The organism is Pseudofrankia inefficax (assembly GCF_000166135.1).
GTDB lineage: Bacteria > Actinomycetota > Actinomycetes > Frankiales > Frankiaceae > Pseudofrankia > Pseudofrankia inefficax.
On the sequence record NC_014666.1, the window covers coordinates 6,253,127 to 6,279,520 of the forward strand.

A 26,394-nucleotide genomic window follows, 5' to 3' on the forward strand; every position below is an offset into this window, starting at 1 on the left:
CCGGGGCGGCGGCTCTACGATCACGCCATGTCAGCCCCACCCGCCGACGCGCGGGACAGCACCGTCGACGGCCTCGCGGTGGCGACCCAGCCGGCCGGGACCGCCCAACCGGTGGGAACCGCCCAACCGGCCGGGGCGCCCGCGCGGGACCAGATCCGCTACCGCGACCCCGCGCGGCTGCCCTACCTGCTGTCGACGGTCGGGCTGGAGTGCATGACGGCGGTCGCGGCGCCGTTCTTCTCGCGCACGCTGCGGGCCGCGCCCTTCGCGCTCGCCGGCGTCGAGGCGGCCGGCCGGGCCGGTGGGGCGGCCGCCCGGTACGGCCGCAACCAGCTCGCCGACCGGCGTCCCGGCCTGCGCGGCGCGCTCGACCTGGCGGCGAGCGCGGGACTCGCCCTGGCCGCCGGCTTTCTCGCGGCCAGCGGCGCGCTGTGGCAGGCCGGGGCCTGCCGGGCCGGCTCGTGGGCGGCCCGCGGGCTCGGCACGCCGGCCCTGGAGGAGGAGGCGAGCGCGGCCGGCCCGGCGCGGCTTGGGCGCCGGCTGGGGTTCGAGCGGTCCGTCGGCGCGCTCGGCGGCGCCCTCGGTGCCCTGGTGACGGTGGCCCTGCTGGAGTTCACCAGCCCGCGCGGCGTCATCGGCTTCGCCGCGATCCCGATCGCGCTGGCGGTGGTGGTGAGCGCCGTGGCCATGGTTCGGGGCCGGGGCACCGCCGCCCAGGCGCCGACGGCACCGACCCAGATCAAGATCACCCAGCTGCGCGGCCGGGCGCTGGGCACGCTGCTGGTCGGGGTCGCCTGCTACGAGGCGTCCAACATCGCGGTGGTCCTGCTCCTGCTGCGGGCGTCCAAGGTCGTCGGCTCCAGCGGGACGCTCGCGACCGCCCAGCGGGTGGCGCTGTGCTACGGGCTCTACCAGCTGACGGCCGCTGTCTGCGCGGCCTGGGTCGGGCGGCTGGTGGACCGGGCCGGGACCGGCCTCGTGCTGGCCGCCGGCGGGGTGAGCCTGCTGCTGGCCTACCTGGGCCTGGCCACCATCACGGCCGACCACAACGTCACGCTCGCCGTCTGTTTCCTGCTCGCGGGCGCGGCGGCCGGCGCGGTCGACACCGCCGAGTACACGGGCGTGGCCCGGCTCGCCGGGCCGGAGAGCTGCCGCGCCGCGTTCGGGGCGCTCGCCGGCATCCAGAGCGCGGGCCGGGTGCTCGCGACACTGACGGCCGGCGGTCTGTGGACGCTGGTCGGGCCGAAGGCCGGCCTCCTGGTCTGCGGCCCGCTGCTGGTGGTCGCGACGGTCATCTTCCTGCTGCGGGCCGACCGTCCGCACCGCCAGGCTCAGGCCGAGCTGGCCGGCTGACGGCCAGACGTCAGGTCGGCTGGGCGCCGCCGAGCGCGGCGGTGACGGTCGCGGCCGCCGCGCGCAGCGCCGCGACCGGGTCGTCGTCGCCGCCGTCGAGCGGGCGGTGGACGCCGATCAGGGTGAGGACGAGGACGGCGGTGCCGTCGCGGCCGAAGACCGGCGCGGACAGGGTGCGCAGCTCGTCCGCGTGCCGGCGCGGCACCTCCGCCCTGGGTGACGCCGCCTCGGGTGACGCCGCCTCGGGTGACGCTGCCTTAGATGACGCCGCCTCGGATGACGCCGCCGCCGGCGACTCGTAGCCGGGCGGCAGCGACCGGATCAGCCGGCGGATGGCGTCGTGACCCGGGTCGGCCGGGTCGGTCGGGTCGGCCTTCGCGAGGACCGTGTTCAGCGCGCCGTGCCAGTCGCGGCCCCGGCCGACCGAGTAGCCGGCGGCCCGGACCTGCGCGAGCGTCGCCTCCAGGGCGGCGACGGTGCCGGGCGGGCTGTCCTTGCCTGCGCGGTCCAGCCAGGCGCGGCGCGCCAGCGGGCCGGCCCAGGCGACGAACGCGGTGCCGAGCGGTGGCAGGAACGGGATGCGCTGCCCGACCCGGGGCGCGAGCTCCCCCGACGACCCGGCGCTGGCGTTCGCGACCAGCACCATCTCGTCGCCGACCGCCGCGCTGGCCACGCATTCGGCGGCGAACCGGGCGGCCAGGTCCTCCAGCTGCGGCCGGGCCAGGTCGGCCGTGCGCAGCTGGACGGCGAGGTCTCCCTCCCAGGCCGCGAGCGACAGCGGCGAGAACCGACCGTAGCCACCCTGAAAGAACACCAGCGGCAGCACGGAGCGCCCGACGTCCAGGGTCCGGACCCGCCCGAGCACGAGGTCGTGGTCGCCGGCGGGATGGACCGCCTCCAGGTCGCAGTCGATCCAGGCGACGACGCCGTCGAGGACCGGTGCCCCCGACGGCGCCGAGCGCCAGGACAGCTCGGCGAACTTGTCCCCGCCCCGGACGGCGAACGTCCGGCAGACCGCCTCCTGGTCGAAGCCGAGGATGTTGACGCAGAACCGCCCGGTGGCGGCGATCCGCGGCCAGCTCGACGAGGAGCGGTCCGGGAAGAACGCGACCAGCGGCGGGTCGAGCGACGCCGACGCGAACGACCCGACGGCGAGCCCCACCGGGGCACCGCCGGCGTCGAGGCCGGTGATGACCGCGACGCCGGTCGGGAAGTTCCCCAGCACCCGCCGGAAGATCCCGGGATCGATCACGACCGGGCTCAGTCCTCGATCAGGCCGGACAGGCGCTGGGTGGTCGCGATCCATTCCTCGACGAGGCCGTGCACCACCTCGCCCGCGGGCCGGCGCGCGTTCATCCGCCCGACGATCTGCCCGACCGGGAAGCCGTTGAGCTCGGGCGTCCCGGCCCGGGTGAACCGGCGGGCCGCCTCGGCCCAGACGACTCCCTGCAGCGGCATCGGCAGCGTCTTCGGCGCGTCCGGCCGCTCCCAGGCGTCGGTCCAGGCGTTGCGCAGCAGGCGGGCCGGCTTGCCGGTCATCGAGCGCGACCGGACGGTGTCCCGTGAGCCCGCCCGCAGCAGGTTGTCGACGACGACCGGGTTGGTGTCCGCCTCGGCGACCGTGAGCCAGATCGAGCCGGTCCAGGCGCCCTGGGCGCCCAGCGCGAGCGCCGCGGCCATCTGCCGGCCCGAGCCGATGCCGCCGGCCGCGAGCACGGGCACGTCCGGTCCGACCGCGTCGACGACGTCCGGGATGAGCACCATCGTCGCGATCTCGCCGGTGTGCCCGCCGGCCTCGGTGCCCTGGGCGACGATGATGTCGACGCCCTGCTCGACCTGCTTGACCGCGTGCCGGGGGCTGCCGACCAGCGCGCCGACCAGGATGCCGTGCTCGTGGGCCCGGTCGACGACCTCCTTCGGCGGCGGGCCCAGCGCGTTGACGAGCATCCGGGTCGGGTGCTTGAGCGCGACCTCGACCTGGCCGGGGCCCTCCAGGTCGACGGCGAGCCCGGCGGCCTTGATGTCCCGGCCGTCCTCGGCCTCGTCCGGCAGCGGGGGGACGCCGTACTCGGCGAGGACGCCGTCGACGAACGTCCGGTACTCCGGCGGCACCAGGCCCGAGATCTTCTCCCGGGTGAGGCCCTCGCCCTTGCCCATGTAGGCGTTCGGCATGACGATGTCGACCCCGTACGGCTTGCCGTCGACGTGGTCGTCGATCCAGGACAGCTCGACCTCGAGCTCCTCGGCGTTGAACGCCAGCGCGCCGAGCACCCCGAACCCGCCGGCGCGGCTGACGGCCGCCACGACGTCCCGGCAGTGCGAGAACGCGAAGATCGGGAACTCGATGCCGAGCCGGTCACAGATGGGTGTTCGCACCACGATCCCTCTCGGTGGATGTCTCCGGGGATGAGCGGCGCCGGGGCGCGCGGGCGCCGGCAACCGCGTCAGCGGCCGTGCCCCGGTGGCCGGGTAGTGAGGGCATACAAGCATCTTTCGCCCTCAAATGAAACCCGTTCTAGTTTTTTCGCGACTGCCCGTTCCTGCCGTGGCCGCTACTGGACGCCGACGCGGAGCAGGATGGCTCACGTGACAGAGCGGATCCGGTGGGGCATTGCCGGCACGGGAATGATCGCGCGGGACTTCGCCCGCGACCTGGCCCTCGTCGAGGACGCGGAGCTGGTCGCCGTGGGCTCGCGGGCCGCGGCCGGCGCCGAGGCGTTCGGCGCCGAGCTCGGAGTGCCGCGCCGGCACGCCTCGTACGCGGCGCTGGCCGACGACCCCGAGGTCGACGTCGTCTACGTGGCCTCGCCGCACACCGGGCACCTGGCCCACACGCTGCAGTTCCTCGGGGCCGGCAAGCACGTGCTGTGCGAGAAGCCGCTCGCCGTGAACGCGGCCCAGGCCCGCGCGATGGCCGCCGCCGCACGCGAGGCCGGTCGGTTCCTGATGGAGGCCGTCTGGAGCCGGTTCACCCCGGGCTACCGGGCGATGCGGGCGGTCCTCGACGCCGGGGAGATCGGCGAGCTGCTGCTCGTCGAGGCCGAGTTCGGCTTCCGGGCCGACTTCGACCCGGCCCACCGGCTGTTCAACCCGGACCTGGCCGGCGGCAGCGTGCTGGACATCGGCATCTACCCGGTCCAGTTCGCGCACCTGCTGCTCGGCACGCCCGTCGCGGTGACCGCGAGCGGGGTGCTGGGCGCGACCGGCGTCGACGAGCATGTCGTCGCCGTGCTGCGGTACGCCGGTGGCGCCCTCGCCGTCGCGACGTCCTCGCTGCGGGCCGACCTGCCGGGCGCGGCCCGGATCGTCGGCACCCTTGGCTCGATCGAGCTGCCCAGCTCGATGTGGGCGCCGGAGACCGTCATCGTCCACGGCCCCGCGGCGCCGAGCAGGATCGGCGCGGACGACGCCGAGCCGGTTCCGCCGCGCCGGATCGACACGCCACTGGCCGGCATCGGGCTGCACTACCAGGTCCGGCACATCCACGACCGGCTGCGGGCCGGCCACCTCGAAAGCGACGTCATGCCGCTGTCCGAAAGCGTCCAGATCGCCGAGACCCTGGACGCCATCCGCGTCGCCGTCGGCGTCCACTACCCGGACGACGAGCAGGCCGAGCCGTCAGTCCGGTCCGGGACAAGCATTTGACCGACGGCCGGCGCCAGGGTCTCCCGACCGGTCACGCCGGGCGGGGTTCAGGAGCATGCTGGAGCTGACGTCGAGCGGGTTTCGACGGTGGACGGGCGCCGCCGGGCGCCTCGGGAAGGTGAGCGGTGATGCGGGACCAGAACATCGTCCGGCTGGTGCCAATCCTCGTCGTCCTCGCGGTCATCGTCGTCGGGACGGTCGTCGCCCGCCGTCGTGGCTACAACGTCGGCGGTCAGACGGTGGTCCGCTGTCGCGACGGGCATCTGTTCACGACGGTGTGGATCCCCGGCGGCTCGTTCAAGTCGATCCGCCTCGGCTGGTACCGGCTCCAGTACTGCCCGGTCGGGCGGCACTGGTCGCTCGTCGCGCCGGTCCGCGACGAGGACCTGACCGACGCCGAGCGCGGCTTCGCCCACGCGCACCACGACACCCGCGTCCCCTAAGCCCACGGCCGGACCTCCGAGCCCAGCCAGCTCGACCCGCCATGATCTCCGTTTTGGCCCTGGGGTGGTTGCAGAAACGTCCTCGACACGACCATCCCAGGGCCAAAGCGGCGATCATGAACTGGCGGCTCGGCGGACTCCTTGGTCACATCGCGGGCTGGGGTGACTATGACCTGGATCGGGCTGGATAGCGTCGCCCGGTGCGAGCGTCCCGGTTACCCAGGTCCGGGGCGGACGCGGTGCCGGCTGGCCGGCGGTGAGCGGCGCCGACCTGGTGTTTCTCGTCATCGCCGGGGTGCTCGCGGGGATCACCGGGACGGTCGGGCTCGCCTCGCTGGTCTCCTACCCGGCACTGCTCGCGGTCGGGCTGCCGCCGCTGGACGCCAACGTCACCAACACCGTGGCCCTGGTGTGCATCGCGCTCGGCGCGGTCGGCGGCTCACGGCCCGAGCTCGTCGGACAGGCCCCACGGGTCCTGCGGTTCGGGGCGCTGACCCTCGTCGGTGGCTCGGCCGGTGCCGTGCTGCTGCTGACCACCCCGCCCGGCGCGTTCCGGCTGGCGGTGCCGTGGCTGATCGCGGCCGCCGGGGTGCTGCTGGCGCTGCAGCCGCGCCTGGTGCGCCGGGGCACCGGCACGCTGGACGAGCATGGCCCGCCGATCCGGCTGGCGGTGCTCGGGGTCGGGGTCTATCTCGGCTACTTCGGCGCGGGTGGCGGGGTCGCGATGCTTGCCGTCCTCGCGCTGACGCTGCCGGAGCCGCTGGCCCGGGTCAACGCGGTCAAGACCGTCTCGTCGGGCTTCGCGAACCTGCTCGCCACGATCATCTTTGCCTTCTCCGGCCCGGTGCACTGGGCCGCGGCCGGCCCACTCGCCGTCGGCCTGCTCGCCGGCGGCTACGCCGGGCCCGCGATCGTGCGGGTCGCCCCGGCCACCGTGATCCGCCTGCTGGTCGCCGTCGCCGCGCTCGGCCTCGCGGTCTGGCTCGGCCTCGACGCCTACGGCGCCCGCTGACCGAGCCCGCCGTCGCCGGTGCTCGGGTCCATCAGCGCGTGGACCGGGTAGCCGTGGCTGGGGCAACGGCAGGTCACACCGCTCTCGCGAACGTCGAGGACGACGTCGGTGAACCGCTGCGCGCCCGCGTCCACCAGGCCCAGCTCGGTCAGCCCCAGATCCGGGACGACGGCCAGGCCGACGAACGACAGCACCAGATACGGCGAACGGATGGCGCACCCGAGCGCCACCGCCGCGTCCTGCGCGGCGGCGAGCGCGTCCCGGGTCCGCTCGAACGGGGCGTCGCTCATCAGCCCGCCGACCGGGAGCGCGACCGCGGCGAGCACCGCGCCGTCCGCCACGGCGACGAACCCACCGCCCAGCTCGCGCAGGGCCAGGACCGCCGCGACCAGGTCGGCGTCGCTCGTGCCGACGGCCACGACGTTGGCGTTGGTGCAGTTCGTCGAGATCGCCAGCGCCCCGGACCGCAGCGTGAAGCCGCGCACGAACCCGACCCCGGTCAGCCCGTCGCCGTGGTGGCGGTCGACCACCGCGATCTTCAGGACGTCACGCTCGACATCCGGCTGGACCAGGCCGTCGACGACCGGCAGCTCGACGTGGAACGCCCGCTTGAAGTAGCCGTCGTACATCTCCATCGCCTGCACCCAGGCCGTCCGCGCCGCCGGGTCCCGGGCCGCCACGGCTAGCCGGTCCGGGCCGAAGTCGTCGGCGATCCGGACCGTCTCGCGAGTCCAGGCGGGAATCTCGTCGGTGTTGGCGAACAGCGCCCGGCCGTTCTCGGCGACCACCTCGCCGCCGACGACAACCAGGTCCGGGCGGACGGCGGCCAGGTCGCCGATGATCGCCAGGTCGGCGAGCCGGGCCGGGATGACCGCGCCGACCAGCTGGTCGATCCTGTAGTACAGGGCCGCGTTCCAGCTGGCCATCCGGTAGGCGTCCGCGACCGGCACACCGGCGGCGATCGCGGCGCGGACGTGATGGTCGATGTGGCCCTCGGTCGCCAGGTCCAGGACGTGCTTGTCGTCGGCGCAGAAGCAGATGTGCCCGAAGGCCGGCCGGACCCGGTCGAGGTCGGCGAACACGGCGGCGGTGTTGTCGTTCATCGAACCGGCCATCAACGTCAGCATCGCGCCCAGGCGGATCCGCTCCAGCGCCTCGTCGGCGGTGGCCGCGTTGTGGTCGTCGCCGACCCCGGCGGCAAGGTACGACCACAGTGGCTCGCCGGAGAGGCGCGCGGTGTGCCCGGTGATCCGCCGGCCGTGGCGCAGCGCCGTGAGGTAGCGCTCGGCCGCGACCCGGCTCTCGTCGAACGGGCTGGACTCGCCGAGCGTCACCGACGTCGGCTCCGCCAGCCGTTCGAGCACCGCTGCCTCGGGGATGACCGCGCCGCCGCGTTCCAGCCCTGGGACGACCGGCGTCGTCGGCGAGACCTGCTCGAAGATCCGCAGCGGCGTGCCGGTCGTGCGCATGACGTCCATGCCGGCGGTTCCGGCGACGTTGGCCATGCAGTCCGGGTCGGTGAGCACGCAGACCGTGCCGCGCGGGACCGTGAGGCGGGCGAGCTCGCCCGGGGTGAGCATCGTGTACTCGATGTGCAGGTGCGCGTCGATGAAGGTCGGGACGACGTGCAGGCCGGCCGCGTCGAGCTCGACGGTGTCCGGGCCGGCGCTCATCCGTCCGAGCGGCGTGACGGCGGCGATGTGGCGGCCGGAGACGACGACGTCGCGTTCGAGCAGCTCGCCGGTGTGCACGGCGAGGACCCGGCCGCCGCGCACGATCAGATCGGCCGGCGCCGCGCCTGTCGCGACCCGGCGGGCCAGCATCAGCTCGTCGACGGTCGGCAGCAGCTCGGGCCGCGGCTGGCCGCTCATGACCGGGTCCGGCCGGCGACGAAACGATCCACGTCGGCCAGCAGCGCGGCCTGGAGCTCGGGTGGCGCGAAGCTGGCGGCGATCGACGCGCGGGCGAGGCCGGCGAGGTCCGCCAGGCCCCAGCCGTAGGCGTCCGCGCAGGCCACCCACTCGGACTCCAGCCGGTAGCCCATCGCCGCCGGATCGTCGGTGTTGACCGTGACCGCGACGCCGGCGGCGCGCAGGGCGGGCAGCGGATGGCTCGCCCGGTCGGGGTAGAGCCCGAGCGCCAGGTTCGAGCGCGGGCAGACCCCGAGCGGCACCTGGGAGTCGGCGAGGCGGCGCAGCAGCGTCGGATCCTCGGCGGCGCGGACCCCGTGGTCGATCCGCTCGGCTCGCAGCAGGTCGAGCGCGTCCCAGACACCCTGCGGGCCGGAGGACTCGCCGGCGTGGACGGTCCGGCGCAGGCCCGCGTCCGCCGCGCGGCCGAAGGCCTCGGCGAACCGTGGGCCGGTGCGCCCGGCGGCCCGCTCGTCGCCGTCGATCGAGAGCGCCACCAGCCGCGGCGGGCGGGCCTCGACGATCCAGTCGACCAGCTCGGCCGCCTCGGCCGGGGACTGCTGCCGCAGCAGCGACGCGCACAGGTTCACGACGCACAGGCCGTCCTGCTCCGCCTCGTCGAGACCGGCGGCGAACGCGGCGAACAGCGCGCCAAGCCGGCCGTGCCAGGCACCCCAGTGGGTCGGGTTGATGATCACGTCGGCATACCGGACGCCGGAGGCGCTCTCCCGGGCCGCGAACCGGTAGGCCGCGCGAGCGGCCTGCTCCGGCGTCCGGACCAGCCCACCCTCCCAGTCCAGGAACCGCAGGAACGCGGAGAGGGCGCCCGGGGCGCCACCTGGCACGTCGTGGGTGTCGACGTCGAAGAGCGTGGCGGCCGGGCCAGGCAGCGGTTCATCGGCGGCCCTGGCCAGCTCCAGCAGGTCGGCGAGGTCGAAGCACCCCTCCAGATGGACGTGGACCTCGGCCTTCGGCAGCGCCCTGACCAGCGTCTCGTCGATGGCCGGACCAGCGGTCTCCAGAGTCACGTCCGTGAGCCTTGGGATGGCGCCGTGGCCCTGTCAACGCGCGGGCGAAGACGTTACGCAACGGTCATACCCGCAGCTCGCCCGCCGGTTGCGGCAACGGTGCGGCAACGCCATGAGGGCCTGTCCTGAAACGCTCAGGGTCCGGTCGTGAGCCGCCGACGCCGGTCGGCCCAGAATGCCCGTCATGACGGACACACCCGCCGACGGGCTCCTGACCAGCACCGCCACCACGGCGAGCGCCGAAGCCGAGGCACAGGCCGGGGCCGGGACCTCGGCGCCTGCCGGGCTGCTCGGCGCGTTGCTGCCCGCCCAGCGGTGGACTCCCACGGAGGCGTCGCTGCTCGCCAGGCTCGACCTGGTGGCCGAGACCGAGCTGGCGCCGCTCGCCGCCGCGAACGACGCGGCCGGGCGCTACCCCACGGAGAGCATGGCCGCCCTGCGTGCCGCCGGCCTCACCGCGGTCAGTGTCCCGGTGGACCTCGGCGGGCCGGGCGTCTCGCATCGGTTCTTCCTGGAGGCACTGGTCCGGCTGGCCGCCGTCGACAGCGCCGTGGCGCAGGTCTGGAAGGTTCACGACGAGCTGACCAGGGAGATCCTCGTCTACTGCCCGGAGGCGGTGCGCCCGTGGCTCGCCGGTGAGCTCCTGGCGGGAAAGCTGCTCGGCCTCGCGGTCGCCGAGTCGGGCAGGACCGCCGCTGACCCGTGGAAGACCGTCGTCACGACCGCCGACGACGGCCGCCGGGTGATCAACGGCACGAAGATCTACACCACCGGCGCCGCCGAGGCCGACTACGTCGCGACCTGGGCGTTCGACCCCGTCGCCGGCGCCGGCGACCCGTTCCTCGGCTTCGCGCTGACCCTCGTCCCCGCCGGCACCCCTGGCCTGACCGTCCACCGCGACTGGGACGCGCTGGGCCAGCGGGCCACCGACAGCGGCACGATCACCTTCGCCGACGTCACCGTCGACCCGGACCTGGTGGGCAGCGTTCCCGGCCGGGCGCCGCTGCCGCAGAACTCGCTGCGCTACCAGGCCGGTTTCGCCGCCGCGCTGCTCGGCATCGGCCTCGGCGGGGTGAAGGCCGCGAGTGGGTTCGTCGCCGAGAGCGCCCGGCCCTGGGTGACCGCCGGCGTGGCGCGGGCCGCCGACGACCCGATGGTGCGCCGCCTCACCGGCGAGCTGGCCACCGACCTCGCCGCCGCCTACGCGCTGACGCTGGCCACCGGCGACCTCCTCGACGCCTTCGAACGCGGCGAACTGGACCGCACGACGCTGGCCATCCCGATCTACGCGGCCAAGGCGGCCGCCTCCCGAGCCGCCGTCCGTGCCACCAGCGAGATCTACGCCCTGATGGGCACCCGCTCGACGTCCAGCGGCCACGGCCTCGACCGTTACTGGCGCAACGCCCGCACCCTCTCCCTGCACGACCCCGTCGACTGGAAGCACGCCGAACTAGGCCAGTACCTCCTCACCGGCCAGCCCCCCGAGCCCGGCGTCTACACCTGACCGACGTGACCACGCCCTGATCCCGGTGGTCGGAGATCGCGTCACCTTGATCCGACCTTGAGGCCCGTGTTCGCTGTCGCCAGGCCCAGCGTTCGGCAGGCGGCGAGGAGCTTCCTGTCGCCACTGGCCACCACGAGATCATCGGAGGCCAGGAGCTGCGCGGCCGCGCAGTGCATGGCGTCGAAAGCGCGCAACGCCAGTTGTCTAGCGAGCGTCGCCGCCCTCGACACGAGCCCGTCGGTGATGGGCAGCAGGTCGAACTCGGCGTAGATGTCGTTCAGGCGCAACAGCGCCGCCTGGTGGGCGGACCCGCTCAGCTTCCCGAGCCGATTCGCCTGCGCGAGCGCGGCGGCGGCCTCGACGTGGAGCAACCTCGACGACACCACCCGGTCAGCCGCGTCCCAGATCCGAATCGCCGTGGCCGAGCCTGGCTCGTCGACCAGCAACGGAACAAACGCGGACGTGTCGAAATAGCAGATCATCCACGCTGCTCGCTGACGAGATCGCTGACGATGCCATCCGCCTCGACCGGTCTGGGGCTCGTCCGGGTGCGCGACCGGGCGGGTTCAACCACTCCCTCGGCGATCAGCTGTTCGAGCCGGGTGGGCTTTGCGACAGGCACCAGACGGGCGATGGCCCGGCCGTGATCGGTGATGGTCAGCGTGCGGCCCGCGCGCACCTCGGCGAGGTGACGGCTGAGGTTGTCGCGCAGGTCGCGGATACCGACATCCACCGGAGCCTCCAATGTGGCTACATCAACATAGATCATTGTGGCCACATGAGCCTCCTCTTGTCCAGCCGTTTCTACCCGAGCCATCACTGCTGACTCAGACCCTGTCGGAGGCAACTCTGCGCCCTGATCGGATCGGGGTCAAACGGACATGCGGGGCCTGTGCGACGGTCAGCGGACGGGGTGCAGGGAGAGGGCGAGGGCGGTCATGGCGTGGCGGTCGACGCCGCGGACCCAGATGCGGGTGTCGGCTCGGTCGAAGACGAGGTGCCCTTGGAGCAGCAGTCCGTCCGGCGGCCACCAGCTGGCGGGGGTGCCGTCCGGCAGCCTGATCCGTTCCCAGCCCGCGGTGTCGGCGATCCCGGCGCCGGCGGACTGGCTCACCGTGAGCAGTTCGCCGTTGTTGGCCGCCGGGAAGGCGACCACGACGGCTCCCTCCGGCCGCCGTTCGATCCGGCCGACGAAGGCCCGCCCGACCGGCACGCACAGCCGGAAGTCCACCTCGCCGGCCAGCTCGGCGAGCGGGCGCGGGCGGGCCGGGACCGCGGGCTCGCCGACGGCAGACTCCCCCACGCCCACCGGCTCCGCGCCGGCTCGGGAGGGGACGAGCACCGCCTGGCTGGGCGGCCCGGGGGACCTCGGTTCCGCCGGTCCGGCCTCACTGGACGATCCGCCGGCGGGAGGCCGCGGGGCCTCGGGCCGGCCGGCCGCGCCCAGGTCGAGGGCGGCCAGGTCGAACAGGCGGGGATCGGCCGTGTCGCCGACGGTGAGCCGGCGCAGCGCGACGCGCTCGATGAGCCGGCCGCGGAAGAACGCGGCGAGCTCGACGACGACGCCGGTCTCATCGTCGACGACCAGGTCGAAGCGCTGCGCCCCGTCGGCCAGGCCCGAGAGGACGGGCGGACGAGCGCCGGGCCGCGGCACGGCGGACAGCCGGGTCGACGCACGGCCTCCGACCTGGACCGACGCCGTGAGCCGGGGCCGCAGCCAGGCCAGCAGCAGCCAGGGCCGCACGAGCAGCTGCTCCCGCACGACGACACCGGGCCGGCGCGGTGAGCCCGGCCTGGCCGAGGCCGCGCCGACGGTGCCGGTTCCGCTGATCTCCTCGCCGCGCCGCCGTCGCCACAGCTCTCCGTGCACGACGGTGACCTCGTCCTCGTCCGGCCATTCGACCCGCAGCATCCCGTCACCGGCGAGCAGCCGGCCTCGGCGCACCACCGGATCGGTCGCGTCCTCACCCGGAGCGGGCGCCGCCGGCACCGGCACGAAGCCGAACGCGGGGATCGGCGGGGCGACGACCGGGCCAGGACCGGGCGGCAACCCAGCGCCGTCGCCGGCGCCCTGGCCGTCCAGGTCACGTACCTGTTGCGAGCGGCGGGCGTCCGCCGCCGCGCCGGGGTCGTACCGGTGCACGAGCTCGGCGTGGACGGAGGGCCACCGCTCGCCGCAGGTGACCATCGCGGCCAACACGTCGCCGAGCGTCCTCATGTCGCGATGTTGACACAGAAAGCGACCGGCGTTTCGTTCATTGTCGACCCCGTGCGGTCACCGACCGCCCCGTCGGCGACAGTCCCGGACGGACCGGTCTCACCCGGTTACCGGCCGGACCTGCGGCGACACCTGCGATCAGGCCGGGACGAGTCAGGCCGGGACGAGCCGGACCTGCATCTCCTTGATGCCGTTGATGAAGTTCGAGCGCAGCCGGCGCGGCGCGGCGGTCGCCTCGACCCGGGCGACGCGACGGGCCAGGGTCCGGTACATGATCTCGATCTCCAGCAGCGCGAGGTGGCGGCCGAGGCAGAAGTGCGGGCCGCCACCGCCGAAGCCCACGTGCGGGTTCGGGTCCCGGCCGACGTCGAACGTGTGCGGGTTCTCGAACACCGTCTCGTCGAAGTTGGCCGCCGTGTAGTACATGAGGATCTTGTCGTTCTCCCGGATCAGCTGGCCGCCGAGCTCGACGTCGCGGGTGGCGGTGCGCCGGAAGGCCATCACCGGGCTGACCCAGCGGACCATCTCGTCGGCCGCCTTGCGGGCGAGCCCGGCCGGGTCGGCGCGCAGCCGCTCCCACTGGTCCGGGTTCTCGATCATCGCCTGCATGCCGCCGGAGATGGCGTTGCGAGTCGTCTCGTTGCCGGCGACGATCAGCAGGATGAAGAACAGGTCGAACTCCAGCTCGGAGAGCTCCCGGCCGTTCTCATCCGGCACCACGAGTCTGCTGACGATGTCGTCGACCGGGCAGGCCCGCTTGGCGGCACCGAGCTCGTTGGCGTAGGCGTAGGCCTCCACCGCGGCCTGCATCCCCTCGTCGGGGGCCGGGGCCAGCTCCGGGTCGTCGGCCGAGAGCATCCGGTTCGACCATTCGAAGATCTTGTAACGGTCCGCGTTCGGGACCCCCATCAGCTCCGCGATGACGACGAGCGGCAGCTCGGCCGCGCACATCGTGACGAAGTCGCCGGAGCCCGTGGCTAACGCCTTGTCCACGATGATCTCGCAGGCCTGCTCGATCTTCTCGGCCATCCGGGCGGCCGACCGCGGTGTGAAGCCGCGGTTGAGCAGGCTGCGCAGCCGGGTGTGGTCCGGCGGGTCCAGGTTGACCATCATCATCTGCTGCTCGGCCAGCGACGTCGGCGTCTGCTCGTTGAGGAAGCAGGTCTGCCGGTAGGACGAGAAGATCTCCGGGTTGCGCGAGACGAAGGTGACGTCCGCGTGCCGGGTGACCGACCAGAACCCGTTCGGCTGCTCGAAGTCCGGGTGACGGAAGACGGGGGCCTCGGTCCGCAGCACCGCGAACTGGTCGTGCGGGAGGCCCTTGACGTACAGCTCCGGGTCGTAGATGTCGATGCTGTCGAGGCTGATCTGACCTGCCATGGGGACCTCCGGGTGCGGCGGCGACCGGTACGCCGAACGACGGGTAAGCGGGAACGCGCCCCGTGCGGGCGGCGCCCGTGACGGCCGACTCTGGCGCTGCCGCCCGCCCCCATGGCCATCACTAGAACACGTTCTCACTTGTCATGACACCTGAGCCGTCGTCAGATTGCAAGCCCTACGGGCCTTCCAGTGGAGGGCAAGTTTGTAAAGTTCTCCGACCTGCTACAGCCCTGTCAGTGCAGAGCAACTTTGTAAAGCCGCCAACGGACGCTCAGCGCAGCTCGTCGACGTGGGTGTCGGTGCCCGGCAGGGTCGGGATGAACGGCGCGACGAGCTCCAGCCGCCCGGCGCCGCCCCGCTCGGCCTCCTCACCCGCCCGGGCGAAGGCGCCCTCCCACACCTGCCGGGGGTCCGTCTCCAGGAACCACAGCGCGGTGACCCGCCGGCCGAGGCCTTCCACCTGCTTGACGTAGGACATCCGGTTGTCCGGCAGCGGCAGCGGTGTGAAGTACAGGCCCATCGCGGCCCCCGACGCCCCGAGCACCCGGGGCGCTCGCTCGGTCCGCAGCCAGTCCAGGACCCGGGCCACCCCGGTGCCGTCGCCCCCCTCGCTGACGGCCGCGGAGTCGGCCGGCGCGTCGATGACCTCGACCACCAGGCCCTGGTACGGGTACTCCAGCGCGTGGATGTCCCGTGGCTGGGCTGGCTGCCCCGGCGCCGGCACGTCCCGGTAGCTGACCCCCAGGTAGCGCTGGAACGCCGTGAACACGTGGTCGCGGTCCAGGTAGACCCGGCCGTCCGGGAGCAGCCGCTGGTTGGTGGCCACCGTCCAGCGCATGTGGTCCTCCTGGCGGCCCTTCGTGATCCAGTAGGTCGCGAGGTAACAGCCCAGCGTGACCGGCTGGGCGATCACCGAGTCGTGCGGCCGGCGCAGCAGCTGCAGCTCCCGGGTGGCGACCCAGCGGCGGCCGGTGAACATCCACGGCATCGCCATGGCGCCCGCGAAGAAGTGGTCGTCCTCGTACCAGCGGTTGTAGGCATGCTCGTGGCCCGGCCGCGGCTCGACCATCGTGATCAGCGCCGAGCCGATCTCCACCGAGTACGGGCCGACGGCGGCCAGATCCGTGTAGGCCTGGTCGGGCTCGGCCCAGGCCACCGGACCCGGCTGGTCCTCGGGCTGGCCCGTCGTCCGGCCCGGCTCGCTGGTCGTCGTCATGGCGGCTCCTTCGTGAAGATCACCCAGGGGTCCGGCGGACGGCCGCCGGCCAGGCCAGGTCGTGGGCCCGGGAAGCGTAGGTCACCACGACCGGGCGAATCTGTCGACCCGTCAGAAAATCTTCTACACTCCGGCCCCGTGAACGCGACCGCGCCGCAGCCGGCGCCCCTGCCCGCCCCCGGTTCCCTCGCCTTCGGCCTGCAACTGCCGGTTCAGGCGCAGAGCACGCTGTTCGCCGAGCCATGGGAGCGGGCCGCCGGGCCGGCCGAGCTCGCCGCCGTCGCCGTCGCCGCGGACGAGGCCGGTTTCGACTACGTCGGCGTCTGCGACCACGTCGCGATCCCCCAGCGGCTCGCCCCGGCGATGGGAACCGTCTGGTACGACACCGTCGCCACGCTCGGCTGGCTGGCCGCGCGGACCACCAGCACCCGGCTGCTCTCGCACGTCTTCAACATCACCTACCGGCATCCGCTGCTCACCGCGAAGGCGTTCGCGACCCTGGACGCCCTGTCCGGCGGACGGGTGATCCTCGGCGCGGGCGCCGGGCACGTGCCCGAGGAGTTCGCCGCCCTCGGCGTGGACTTCGCGCGGCGCGGCCGGCTGCTCGACGCGGGGCTCGCGGGCGTCGCCGCCGCACTGCGCGACGAGTTCCCGACCGTGGCCGGCAGCGAGATCCTCGGGCTCGACGGCAGCCTCGGGCAGGCGCCCCGGCCGGTCCAGTCGCCCCGGCCGCCGATCTGGGTCGGCGGGTCCTCGCCGGCGGCGGTGCGTCGGGCGGCCCGCTACGAGGGCTGGCTGCCGCAGGGCACGCCGCGCGGCGAGATGCGGCCGCTGGTCGAGCTGTTCGCCAAGGAGCGGGCCGCCGCCGGCCTCGAGGCGCCGGCCGCGATCGGCACCGTCACCGAGTGGCTCTACGTCGGCGACCCCGGCTGGGACGTCGACCGGCCCTGCGTGAGCGGCGCGCCCGCGCGGCTGGCCGAGAACCTGCGCGAGTACGCCGCGCTCGGCGTCACGCACCTGCAGGTCCGGTTCCCCAGCCGCACCCCGGCCGAGCTGGTCGACCAGGTCGCCGCCTTCGGAGCCGAGGTCGGGCCGCTGCTCGCCCCCTGAGAACCCCTGGCGCTCAGAACAGCTCGGCCAGCGCCCGCAGCTGGGCCGGGTCGCGCACGCCACCGACCAGGAGCGTCGTGACCGGCGAGTCGCGCCACAGGGCCAGCCGCTCGCGGATGCGGGCGAGCGGGCCGACCAGCGCGATGCCGTCGGCGAGGTCGTCCGGGACCGCCGCGGCGGCCGCGGCCCGGTCGCCGGCGAGGAAGAGCCGCTGCACCTCGGCGGCCTCGTCGGCGTAGCCCAGCCGGCCCATCAGGTCGTAGTGGAAATTGACCGTCCGGGCGCCCATCCCGCCGATGTAGAACGCGACGGTCCACTTGACCAGCTGGAGGCCGGCGGAGACGTCGTCGGTGATGGACACCGTCACCGGGCAGGCGATCTCGAAGCCGGGCCGGGCCCCGGCCAGCGCGTCGGCGTAGGCCTTCGGGCCACGCTCGGCGTGGTAGAAGATCGGCACCCAGCCGTCGGCGATCTCGGCCGCCAGCGCGACGTTGCGCGGCCCCTCAGCCCCCAGGTAGATCGGCACCTGGGGCCGCAGCGGATGCAGGATCATCTTCAGCGGCTTGCCCAGGCCGGTACCGCCCGGGTACGGCAGCGGGTAGTGCGGGCCGTCGGCGGTCACCGGTTCGTCCCGGACCAGCGCCTTGCGGACGATGTCGACGTACTCGCGGGTGCGCGCCAGCGGCTTCGGGAACGGGACGCCGTACCAGCCCTCGACCACCTGCGGCCCGGAGACGCCGAGACCGAGGATGACCCGGCCGCCGGAGAGGTGGTCGAGCGTGGCCACCGTCATCGCGGTGCACGCGGGGGTGCGGGCCGAAAGCTGGATCAGGCCGGTGGCGAGCTTGATCCGCTTCGTGTGGGCGCCATACCAGGCCAGCGGGCTGACGGCGTCGGAGCCCCACGCCTCCGCGGTCCACAGCGAGGCGTACCCGCAGTCGTCGGCCGTCGTCACCAGTTCCAGCTGGCCGGGCGGCGGGCTCGCCGGCCAGTAGCCGAGGTTGAGGCCCAACTTCAGGTCCGCGGTCATCGCGTCTCCTCGCTTCGATCACACGACTTCGATCACACAGCTTCGATCACCCCAGCGCCGGCGGCCGGCCAGGCGGGCACCGGGACAGCGTTGCGGATTTCTAGAACTCGTACTAGTTTTTCGGCATCTGAACCAGTGACGCAGGCCACTCCCCCACCTCGCCGGCCCGGCCGGTAGACGGAGGCGACGATGCAGGTCCAGGACCGGCTGTTCATCGGCGGCGGCTGGGTGGCCCCTGCCGGGGCGAACACGATCGAGGTGGTCTCGCCGCACACCGAGGAGGTGGTCGGCCGGGTTCCGGAGGGCACGGTCGCCGACCTCGACGCCGCCGTCGCCGCCGCGCGGGAGGCCTTCGACAAGGGCCCCTGGCCGCGGTTGTCCCCGGCCGCGCGGGCCGACGCGATCGGGCGTCTGACGGCCGTGCTGAACCGGCGCGCCGAGGAGGCCGCCCGGGTGATCAGCACCGAGATGGGCAGCCCCGTGAGCTGGGCGCTGTTCGGCCAGGTCTACTCCGCGACGTTCGCGCTGGACTACTTCGCGGGCCTGGCCCGGACGTTCTCGTTCACCGAGGTGCGCGCCGGCATGCTCGGCCCGGCCCTGGTACGGCGGCTGCCGGTCGGCGTCGTCGGCGCGATCGTGCCGTGGAACGTGCCGCTCTACGTCACCGCGCTCAAGCTCGGGCCGGCGCTGGCGTCCGGCTCCACCATCGTGATCAAACCGGCGCCGGAGACGCCGCTGTCCGCGATCCTGCTCGCGGAGGCGGTCGAGGAGGCCGGGCTCCCGCCGGGCGTCGTCAACATCGTGCCGGCCCACCGCGAGGTCGCCGAGCACCTGGTCCGCCATCCCGGCGTCGACAAGATCAGCTTCACCGGCTCCACGGCGGCCGGCCGGCGGATCGCCGCGATCTGCGGGGAGCGGCTGGCCCGCTGCACCCTGGAGCTCGGCGGCAAGTCGGCCGCGCTGCTGCTCCCCGACGTCGACATCGAGGCCGCGCTGCCGGCGCTGCTGCCGGCGGCGCTGATGAACAACGGCCAGGCCTGCGTCGCGCAGACCCGGCTGCTCGCGCCGCGGGAACGCTACGACGAGATCGTCGAGGCTGTGGTCGCCAAGGTGGCCGCCATGAAGGTCGGCGACCCGCTGGACGCCGCCACCGAGATCGGCCCGCTGGTGGCCGCCCGGCAGCGCGAGCGGGTCGAGGGCTACATCGCCGCCGGGCGGGACGCGGGCGCGAAGGTCGCGTTGGGCGGCGGCCGGCCGGCCGAGCTGGACCGGGGCTTCTACGTCGAGCCGACGGTCTTCTCGGAGGTCGACAACGGCATGAAGATCGCCCAGGAGGAGATCTTCGGGCCGGTGCTGGCGGTGATCCCCTACTCGGGCGTCGACGAGGCCGTCTCGATCGCCAACGACTCCCGCTACGGCCTGTCGGGCTCGGTGTGGACGGCCGACACCGACCGCGGGCTCGAGGTCTCCGCCCGGATCCGCACCGGCACGTTCAACGTCAACACGTTCATGCTGGAGAACGCGGCGCCGTTCGGCGGGTTCAAGGAGTCCGGCGTCGGCCGCGAGCTGGGGCCGGAGGGTCTCTCGGCGTACCTGGAGTACCAGTCGGTGAACCTCCCGGCCGGCTGGACTCCCGCCGAGCCACCAGCGCCTCGCGACGGAACGGACGCCGCCGGAGCGCGGGTGTGACCGCCGACGCGGCCCCCGCCGCCTTAGCCGCCACCAGCACCGCCGCCGGCGACGGCGCGACGGACGCCGCCGGGGAGATCCTGCTGTTCCTGTTCACCCGCAAGGACGGCCTGTCCGACGAGCAGTTCCGCGACCATTACCTCGGGGTGCACGCACCGATGAGCGTGGCGCACTCGACGGCGACCGGTCGTTACGTCGTCCGCCTGGTCGAGGGCGGCCACGGCGCCCTGCCGCTGCCGGTGGACGCGATCACCGAGATCCACACGGCGTCCGTCGACGCCTTCGTCGACCCGGACCAGGGCTGGGACTCGGCGGAGAACTGGAAGGCCGTGATCGACGACGCGGCGAGCTTCCTCGTCGGCTTCCACATGTACCGGGTGAGCCGCGAGGTGCTCGTCCCGACCGCCGGGCCGGCCGGGCCCACCACTGTGCGGGAACGGACGCCCGGCGTGGTGATCGCCCGGATCTTCCTCGACGGCGCCGAGGCGGAGGAGGCGGCCGACGAGGCGGGCGGCCCGGACGCGATCCCGGGGACGGTCCGCTACCGGGTGCTCGGGACGCTCAGCCCCGGCGCCCCACCGGTGCACGCCGTCGACCTGGTGACGCTGCCGGACGCCACGGCGGCGCGGTACCGCTCCCACGCGTACGTGCTCGGCGAGTACGTGCAGCAGCCGTAGGAGACGCAACGATGATCTTTCCGGCGCCGGCTTGTCAGCAGAGAGCGAGGCCCTGAGGCCATGAAGACCAAGGCTGCCGTGATGTGGGAGCTGAACCAGCCGTGGGTCGTCGAAGAGATCGAGCTCGACCCGCCGAAGGCCGGTGAGGTGCTGGTCCGGTGGCACGTCGCCGGGATGTGTCACTCCGACGACCATCTGCGCACCGGCGACATGGGCGCCGGCACGCCGATCGTGGGTGGCCACGAGGGTGCCGGCGTGATCGAGGCCGTCGGCCCAGGCGTCACCGGCCTCGCCGAGGGCGACCACGTGATCTGCACGTTCATGCCCAGCTGCGGCCAGTGCCGGTGGTGCGCCAGCGGCCGGTCGAACCTGTGCGACCTCGGCGCGAACCTGATGATGGGCTACGGGATCGACGGCACCCCCCGGTTCCACTCCCGCGGCCAGGACTGCTCGGCGATCTGCTTCCTCGGGACGTTCAGCGAGTACGCGGTGCTGCACGAGCGCAGCGTCGTGAAGATCGACGACGACATCCCGATGGACGTCGCCGCGCTCGTCTCCTGCGGCGTTCCGACCGGCTACGGCTCGGCGGTCAACACGGCGAAGGTCGTGCCGGGCGAGACCGTCGTGGTCATCGGCGCCGGCGGGGTCGGCATGAACGCCATCCAGGGCGCCCGGATCGCCGGCGCGGAGCGGATCGTCGCCGTCGACCCGGTGGCCGGCAAGCGCGACTCCGCGAAGCTGTTCGGCGCGACCCACACCGCCGCCGACTTCGACGAGGCGACCGCGCTGGTCCGCGACCTGACCCTGGGGGCGATGGCGGACGCCGCGATCATCACCATCGGCGTCGTCCGGGGCGAGGAGCACATCGCGCCGACGATGGGGCTGGTCTCCAAGGGTGGACGGGTCGTCGTCACCGGTGTGACCCCGGTCTTCGACGCGGACGTGAAGCTCTCTCTGTTCGATCTGACGATCTTCCAGAAGGAGCTGCGCGGCAGCCTTTTCGGTGCCTGCAACGCGCGTTCCGACCTGCCGATGCTGTTCCGCCTGTACCGGTCAGGCCAGCTCAAGCTGGACGAGCTGATCACCCACCGCTACCCGCTCGAAGAGATCAACACCGGCTACGAGGACATGCTCGCGGGGCGCAACATCCGCGGCGTCATCGTCCACGACGTGAGCTGACGGAGGCGCGCGTGGCTGACACCCCGAAACCTGTCGGCGCGGCACCCGTCGACGCAGCACGCGTCGACCCGGTCGACCTCGTCGACCGGACGATCCTGGTCACCGGGGTGACCGGGCAGGTCGCCCGGCCGCTGGCGATCGCGCTCGCACGCAGCAACACGGTCTACGGCGCGGCCCGGTTCAAGGACACGGCGCTGCGCGACGAGCTGACGGCAGCCGGGGTGCGCTGCGCCCCAGTCGACCTGGTCAGCGCCGACCTCGCCCAGCTGCCCGAACGGGTCGAGTTCGTGCTGAACTTCGGCGTCGTCAAGTCGAACCGGTGGTCCGTCGACCTGGACGGCAACACCGGGGGGACGCTCGCGCTGGCCGAGCGGTACGCCGGGATCGCGACCGCCTTCCTGCACTGCAGCTCGGGCGCGGTCTACGCGCCGGACCACGACGGCCTGCTCGGCGAGGACCACGACCTGGGCGACAGCCACGCGGTCTGGCCGTTCCTGCACACCTACAGCATCTGCAAGATCGCGGCCGAGACCGCGGCCCGGTACGCGGCCCGCCGTCACAACCTGCCGACGACGATCGCCCGGCTCAACGTCCCGTACGGGCCGACGGCCGGCGGCCTGCCCGACTACCACCTGCAGATGATGGCCGCCGGGATGCCCGTGCCGGTCTTCGGCGCGAGCGAGGCCGCTGCGACCCCGACCCGCTACCAGCTCCTGCACGACGACGACACCGTCGCCATGATCCCTGGGCTGCTGGCGGTCGCGGGCGTGCCGGCGACCGTGCTCAACTGGGCCGGTCCGGAGACGGTCAGCGTCCAGGAGTGGTGCGCCGAGCTCACCGCGCTGACCGGCCTGCCCGCGACGTTCGACTACACCGAGGCGACCCTGGGCAGCGTCGTCATGGACCTCACCACCCTGCACGAACGAGTCGGCGTCGCCCGCGTGCCGTGGAAGGAGGGACTGCGGGCGATGGTCGCCGCGCGCCACCCGCACCTGGCGCGCGCCGGGGCCGACGCCCCGTCACCGATCGGATGACCTGACCGGGCGTCAGCGTGACGGCGCCCGGACCGCCCTGGGCCAAGCGCTTGGTGACCGACAACCCTGCCGGTCACAGGCTTTGGTCCGGGGACTACGCGGTGACTGGTGAACACGGTCACATGCCGGGTTCTGACGCGCCGTCGGGTCGTCGCCTTACGCTTACCGCGTGTCCCCCACCGACGCACCCGCCCTGGACAAGCCGGCCCCCACCCGTGCCCGCGCGCGATCCCGCACCGGGACCGCGTCCGCGCGCCTGAAGGTCGGCACGGAGTCCGACCTCCAGCCCGACCCGGCCGGCTCGGCGGCGACGCCGGAGACCGGCCCCGGCAGCGGCGAGCAGGACCCGAGGACGACCGCGAACGGCCCCGCACCACGCGCGGCCGACGGCCGGGTCCCCGGCCGGCGCGGGCTCGCGACCAGGGCCCGGCTGCTGGAGTGCGCCGCGACGATGCTGGAGAGCACGCCCTACCGCGAGTTGACCGTCACCGACATCAGCCGCGAGGCCGGCACGTCACCCGCGACGTTCTACCAGTACTTCGTCGACATGGAGACGGCGATGCTGGTGCTCGCCGAGCAGGTCGCCGACCAGGGGGCGCAGCTGTCCGACCTGGTCGGCACCAAGCCCTGGCGGGGAGCGACGGGACTGCGCGGCGCCGAGGCGCTGGTCGACGGGTTTCTGTCGTTCTGGACGACGCACCAGCCGGTGCTGCGGGTCGTCGACCTGCTCACCGAGGAGGGCGACCTGCGGTTCCGCCGGGCCCGGGTCCGGATGCTCAACGCGATCACCCGGGCGCTCGCCGCGGTGATCGAGGAGGCGCAGACCCGGGCGGGCCGCAGCGCCGAGCTGGAGCCGATGGCGATGGCCGGAGCGCTCGTCTCGATGCTCGCGCACGTCGCCGCGCACCAGCCCGGCTTCGAGTCCTGGGACATCCACGTCAGCGACCTGCGCGAGGCGATGGTCCGGCTGGTCTTCTGGGGCGTCACCGGCCCGAAGGTCCCCCGCGTCCTCTAAGAGGGGACCCCGCGCGACCGCCCCCGCCGTCAGCCGGCGGGTCCGCCCCACTGGCCGGGCGCCTGCGGGGAGCCCGGCTGCTGCGGCCACTGCATGGCGCCACTCGGCGGGCCGGTGACCGGCGGATACGCGCCAGGCCCGGCCGGCGGCGCGTAGCCGGGAGCGGCGTAGCCCGGCGCACCCGAGGACGGCCCGGCGTACGCGGCGACGGCACCGGCGGCGACCCCGACGGCAGCGGGCCGGCCGACCTTCGGCTCGATCCGGCGCAGCATGACGGTCGTCAGGTAGAGCATCACCGCGCCGATCACCATCGCCAGGACGATGTCCAGCAGCCACACACCGGCGGTGTGGTTCCACAGCACGTCCCGCGGGTCACTGTCCGGCGTGCGGCCGAGGAACTCCACCGCGTTCAGGTCGTCGGTGGACGCCATCGCCGCGAAGCCCCAGCGGGCCGGGGCGAGCCAGCTCAGCTGGGCCAGCCCGACCGAGTTGCTGACGGTGATCAGACCACCGGACAGCACCAGCTGCGCCATGGTCACCAGGACCAGGAACGGCATCGTCTTGTCTGCGTTGTCGACGAGCGTCGAGACGAACAGGCCGATCATCATCGAGGCGAGCGCCGCGACGATGATCGCGACCAGGCACTCCAGCAGCGGCGAACCGAGCACCGCCGCCTCGGGCGGAGTCCGTCCGAGCAGGCCGATCAGCGTGAACACGAAGCACTGCACGGTGGTGATGCCGGTCAGGACGACGACCTTCGAGCCGAGATAGGCCGTCCTGGACAGGCCGATCGTGCGTTCTCGCCGGTAGATGTCCCGTTCCTTGACGATCTCGCGGACCGAGTTCGCCATGCCCATGAAGCAGGCGCACAGCATGAGCACGACCAGCACCTTGGCCGCGTCGCCGTTGGGCCGGTTCGCGATCACCCCCAGCCCGTGCGGCGCCGGGATCACCCGGGGGATCACGCCCAGCAGGATCGGGAACAGCGCGATGAGCCGCAGGTACGAGCGGTCCGCGATGATGACCTTCAGATAGCGGCGGGTCAGCGTCGAGAGCTGGAAGGACACCGGCTGCTGGCGCACGCTCGCCAGTGCCGGCGGGGCCGTGCGCACCAGCGGCGCGACCATCGCCGACGGCACGTAGTACTCCGAGCCCCGGAACTGGGCCGCCATCTGCTCGCCCGGGGTCTCCTCCAGCTCGCGGAACGTGTCGACGAAGTCCTTGAAGTCGGCCCGGTGGAAGTAGCTCAGCGCGCCGTCCGGCGGCCCGAAGTAGGCGATGTAGCCGCCCGGCGAGAGCACCAGCACGTAGTCACAGCGGTCGAGGAACAGCACGCTGTGGGTGACGACGATGACGGTCCGGCCCTGCTCGTCGGCGGACCCGGCGCCACCGCCCTTCGCCAGGTTGCGCAGCGTGTCCATGACAGCCTTGTCGTTCGCCGGGTCGAGGCCGGACGTCGGCTCGTCCAGGAACAGCAGCGACGGCCTGGTCAGCAGTTCGAGCGCCACGCTGGTGCGCTTCTTCTGGCCACCCGACAGCCGGGAGACCGGGGTGTCGGCGTGCTGCGTGAGCCCCAGCTCCCCGATCACCTCGTCGACCCGGACGCGGCGCTCGTCCGCCGTCGTGTCGGCCGGGAACCGCAGCTCCGCCCCGTACTCCAGCGCCTCCTTGACGGTCAGCTGGGCGTGCAGCGGGTCGGCCTGCGGCACGTAGCCGATGCGCCGGCGCAGTTCGTCGTACTCGTCGTAGAGGTCCCGGCCGGCGTACCGGACGGTACCGGCGTCGGCCGGCCGGAAGCCCGTGAGCGCGTTCAGCAACGTCGACTTGCCCGCGCCGGACGGCCCGACGACGCCCAGCAGCGAGCGCGCCGGCAGCCGGAACGTCATGTCGTGCATGAGCTGCTTGGTGCCGGCCCAGACGTTGAGGCTCTGCGCCTCGAACGCGACATCACCGGAGTCGCGGTACTCGACCAGCGACGCGCCGTCGAGCTGGAAGAGGTGGTGCCCGACGGCGATCACGTCGCGCTGGCTGATCGGGGCCCGGGCCACCCGCTGGCCGTTGACGAACGTGCCGTTGGCCGTGCCGAGGTCGACGACCTCGGCCGCGCCGTTCGGGTGCAGGTAGATCTCGGCGTGGTGGCGGGAGGCGAGCAGGTCGGGCACGGTCACGTCGTTGTCCCGGGACCGGCCGAGCCGGATCCGCCCGGCGGAGATCGCGTGGACCTTGCGGGCCGTGGGGACGGCCGGGTTCGCACTGGTCGACAGGTCGATCGCCCCGCTCGCCGGGCCGCCCGGGCCGTGCTGGCCCGCCTGGCCGTGCCGGGACGTGCCGCGTGCCGAGAGCTCCGCCGCGTCCGACGGCGCGGGCGCGCTACCCGAGGCGGGCTGGAGCGGCGCGGCTGGCCTGCCGGGGCCGCCCGGGCCCGGGCCCGGGCCGGCGGGGCTGGGCAGACCTGCGGGGCTGGACGGGCGGGCGGGGCTGGACAGACTGGCGGGGCCGGCAGGGCTGGCGAGGCCGGCCGGCGGCGCGGGTGACGCGGCTGCGGGGACCGCGGCGAGTACGACCTCCGGGCCATCCACGCCGCCGAGCCGGATCCGGGCCTCCTCGCCCGAGGCGAGCTCCAGCTCGGAGATCCGCCGGCCGTCACGCCAGATCCCGTTGGCGCTCTTGTCGACGGCCCGCCAGCCGGTGGCGGACGGCGAGAGCAGCACGTGCTGGCGCGACACCTTGCTGTCGTTGACCTGCACGGCCGAGTCCCGAGATCGGCCGATGGACACGGGTTCAGGACCTTGCAGCCGCACCTCGCCAGAAGATGTCGTCACTCGAAGCGTGGTGCTGCCCACCCGGATTCCCCCAAAGAAGTCGACCTTTGGCCTGACAGGCTAGTGCGCCTAGGTAGCCGACGGAACGGACAGATGCCCCCCAGCCTGTCTCGTTTGCGACCCGAAAGG

At 73.5% G+C, this 26,394-nt stretch carries 22 protein-coding genes; 11 read left to right on the forward strand and 11 right to left on the reverse strand.

The window, feature by feature from the left end:
* Positions 1-27: 27 nt before the first annotated feature.
* Positions 28-1,353 (forward strand): MFS transporter, encoded by a 1,326-nt coding sequence (locus tag FRAEUI1C_RS25240; RefSeq protein WP_013426193.1) that lies wholly within the window; start codon positions 28-30, stop codon positions 1,351-1,353.
* Positions 1,354-1,363: 10 nt separating this feature from the next.
* On the opposite strand, the gene FRAEUI1C_RS25245 is transcribed toward FRAEUI1C_RS25240, so the two are convergent.
* Together FRAEUI1C_RS25245 and FRAEUI1C_RS25250 are read right to left on the reverse strand one after the other, a co-directional pair.
* Complete coding sequence (locus FRAEUI1C_RS25245; protein ID WP_013426194.1) at positions 1,364-2,605, reverse strand: flavin reductase; 1,242 nt, start codon at positions 2,603-2,605, stop codon at positions 1,364-1,366.
* 8 nt (positions 2,606-2,613) lie between these two features.
* Positions 2,614-3,729 (reverse strand): nitronate monooxygenase, encoded by a 1,116-nt coding sequence (locus tag FRAEUI1C_RS25250; RefSeq protein WP_013426195.1) that lies wholly within the window; start codon positions 3,727-3,729, stop codon positions 2,614-2,616.
* A gap of 201 nt (positions 3,730-3,930) precedes the next feature.
* Between FRAEUI1C_RS25250 and FRAEUI1C_RS25255 the strand changes: the two genes are divergently transcribed.
* The 3 genes from FRAEUI1C_RS25255 to FRAEUI1C_RS25265 all read left to right on the forward strand — a co-directional run bounded on the left by FRAEUI1C_RS25255 (position 3,931) and on the right by FRAEUI1C_RS25265 (position 6,453).
* The gene (locus FRAEUI1C_RS25255; protein WP_013426196.1) at positions 3,931-4,998 is read left to right on the forward strand and encodes a Gfo/Idh/MocA family protein; all 1,068 of its coding nucleotides are present in this window, start codon (positions 3,931-3,933) and stop codon (positions 4,996-4,998) included.
* Between the two features lie 128 nt (positions 4,999-5,126).
* Positions 5,127-5,441 carry a hypothetical protein gene (locus FRAEUI1C_RS25260; protein ID WP_013426197.1) on the forward strand — a complete coding sequence of 105 codons (315 nt, stop codon included), beginning with the start codon at positions 5,127-5,129 and terminating at the stop codon, positions 5,439-5,441.
* A gap of 256 nt (positions 5,442-5,697) precedes the next feature.
* A complete protein-coding gene (locus FRAEUI1C_RS25265) occupies positions 5,698-6,453 on the forward strand; it encodes a sulfite exporter TauE/SafE family protein (RefSeq protein ID WP_013426198.1) in 756 nt (251 codons plus the stop codon).
* Here FRAEUI1C_RS25265 and FRAEUI1C_RS25270 read toward each other — a convergent pair.
* Positions 6,438-8,324, reverse strand: coding sequence for an adenine deaminase C-terminal domain-containing protein (locus tag FRAEUI1C_RS25270; protein ID WP_013426199.1), 1,887 nt, complete (start codon positions 8,322-8,324; stop codon positions 6,438-6,440). The two genes, FRAEUI1C_RS25265 and FRAEUI1C_RS25270, sit on opposite strands and share 16 nt — an antisense overlap.
* A complete protein-coding gene (add, locus tag FRAEUI1C_RS25275; protein WP_013426200.1) occupies positions 8,321-9,391 on the reverse strand; it encodes an adenosine deaminase in 1,071 nt (356 codons plus the stop codon). Before add ends, FRAEUI1C_RS25270 begins: the two co-directional genes overlap by 4 nt.
* 184 nt (positions 9,392-9,575) lie before the next feature.
* Here add and FRAEUI1C_RS25280 point away from each other — a divergent pair, with 184 nt between their 5' ends.
* Positions 9,576-10,895, forward strand: a complete 1,320-nt coding sequence (locus tag FRAEUI1C_RS25280; protein WP_198318629.1) for an acyl-CoA dehydrogenase family protein — start codon at positions 9,576-9,578, stop codon at positions 10,893-10,895.
* 41 nt (positions 10,896-10,936) lie between these two features.
* Here FRAEUI1C_RS25280 and FRAEUI1C_RS25285 read toward each other — a convergent pair whose 3' ends face one another.
* The 5 genes from FRAEUI1C_RS25285 to FRAEUI1C_RS25305 all read right to left on the reverse strand — a co-directional run bounded on the left by FRAEUI1C_RS25285 (position 10,937) and on the right by FRAEUI1C_RS25305 (position 15,709).
* Positions 10,937-11,377 (reverse strand): type II toxin-antitoxin system VapC family toxin, encoded by a 441-nt coding sequence (locus FRAEUI1C_RS25285; RefSeq protein ID WP_013426202.1) that lies wholly within the window; start codon positions 11,375-11,377, stop codon positions 10,937-10,939.
* On the reverse strand, positions 11,374-11,664 hold the full coding sequence (locus FRAEUI1C_RS25290; RefSeq protein ID WP_232425547.1) for a type II toxin-antitoxin system Phd/YefM family antitoxin: 291 nt from the start codon (positions 11,662-11,664) through the stop codon (positions 11,374-11,376). Before FRAEUI1C_RS25290 ends, FRAEUI1C_RS25285 begins: the two co-directional genes overlap by 4 nt.
* Positions 11,665-11,796: 132 nt before the next feature.
* Positions 11,797-13,113, reverse strand: a complete 1,317-nt coding sequence (locus tag FRAEUI1C_RS25295) for a hypothetical protein (protein ID WP_013426204.1) — start codon at positions 13,111-13,113, stop codon at positions 11,797-11,799.
* A 153-nt stretch (positions 13,114-13,266) separates the two neighbouring features.
* Positions 13,267-14,493, reverse strand: coding sequence for a cytochrome P450 (locus FRAEUI1C_RS25300; protein ID WP_013426205.1), 1,227 nt, complete (start codon positions 14,491-14,493; stop codon positions 13,267-13,269).
* Between the two features lie 271 nt (positions 14,494-14,764).
* Complete coding sequence (locus FRAEUI1C_RS25305) at positions 14,765-15,709, reverse strand: hypothetical protein (RefSeq protein ID WP_013426206.1); 945 nt, start codon at positions 15,707-15,709, stop codon at positions 14,765-14,767.
* Between the two features lie 138 nt (positions 15,710-15,847).
* Here FRAEUI1C_RS25305 and FRAEUI1C_RS25310 point away from each other — a divergent pair, with 138 nt between their 5' ends.
* A complete protein-coding gene (locus tag FRAEUI1C_RS25310; protein WP_013426207.1) occupies positions 15,848-16,819 on the forward strand; it encodes a TIGR03619 family F420-dependent LLM class oxidoreductase in 972 nt (323 codons plus the stop codon).
* Positions 16,820-16,832: 13 nt separating this feature from the next.
* Here FRAEUI1C_RS25310 and FRAEUI1C_RS25315 read toward each other — a convergent pair whose 3' ends face one another.
* On the reverse strand, positions 16,833-17,849 hold the full coding sequence (locus FRAEUI1C_RS25315; RefSeq protein ID WP_013426208.1) for an LLM class F420-dependent oxidoreductase: 1,017 nt from the start codon (positions 17,847-17,849) through the stop codon (positions 16,833-16,835).
* A gap of 189 nt (positions 17,850-18,038) precedes the next feature.
* Here FRAEUI1C_RS25315 and FRAEUI1C_RS25320 point away from each other — a divergent pair, with 189 nt between their 5' ends.
* The 5 genes from FRAEUI1C_RS25320 to FRAEUI1C_RS25340 all read left to right on the forward strand — a co-directional run bounded on the left by FRAEUI1C_RS25320 (position 18,039) and on the right by FRAEUI1C_RS25340 (position 23,443).
* Positions 18,039-19,538: an aldehyde dehydrogenase gene (locus tag FRAEUI1C_RS25320; RefSeq protein WP_013426209.1), complete on the forward strand. Its 1,500-nt coding sequence runs from the start codon at positions 18,039-18,041 to the stop codon at positions 19,536-19,538.
* On the forward strand, positions 19,535-20,215 hold the full coding sequence (locus tag FRAEUI1C_RS25325) for an EthD domain-containing protein (RefSeq protein ID WP_013426210.1): 681 nt from the start codon (positions 19,535-19,537) through the stop codon (positions 20,213-20,215). The genes FRAEUI1C_RS25320 and FRAEUI1C_RS25325 overlap by 4 nt, the downstream gene beginning before the upstream one ends.
* Positions 20,216-20,275: 60 nt before the next feature.
* Positions 20,276-21,394 (forward strand): NDMA-dependent alcohol dehydrogenase, encoded by a 1,119-nt coding sequence (locus FRAEUI1C_RS25330; protein ID WP_013426211.1) that lies wholly within the window; start codon positions 20,276-20,278, stop codon positions 21,392-21,394.
* Between the two features lie 11 nt (positions 21,395-21,405).
* Positions 21,406-22,428, forward strand: coding sequence for an NAD-dependent epimerase/dehydratase family protein (locus FRAEUI1C_RS25335; protein WP_013426212.1), 1,023 nt, complete (start codon positions 21,406-21,408; stop codon positions 22,426-22,428).
* A gap of 169 nt (positions 22,429-22,597) precedes the next feature.
* Positions 22,598-23,443: a TetR/AcrR family transcriptional regulator gene (locus FRAEUI1C_RS25340; protein WP_013426213.1), complete on the forward strand. Its 846-nt coding sequence runs from the start codon at positions 22,598-22,600 to the stop codon at positions 23,441-23,443.
* A gap of 29 nt (positions 23,444-23,472) precedes the next feature.
* On the opposite strand, the gene FRAEUI1C_RS25345 is transcribed toward FRAEUI1C_RS25340, so the two are convergent.
* Positions 23,473-26,286 carry an ATP-binding cassette domain-containing protein gene (locus FRAEUI1C_RS25345; protein ID WP_083819635.1) on the reverse strand — a complete coding sequence of 938 codons (2,814 nt, stop codon included), beginning with the start codon at positions 26,284-26,286 and terminating at the stop codon, positions 23,473-23,475.
* Between the last annotated feature and the right edge of the window lie 108 nt (positions 26,287-26,394).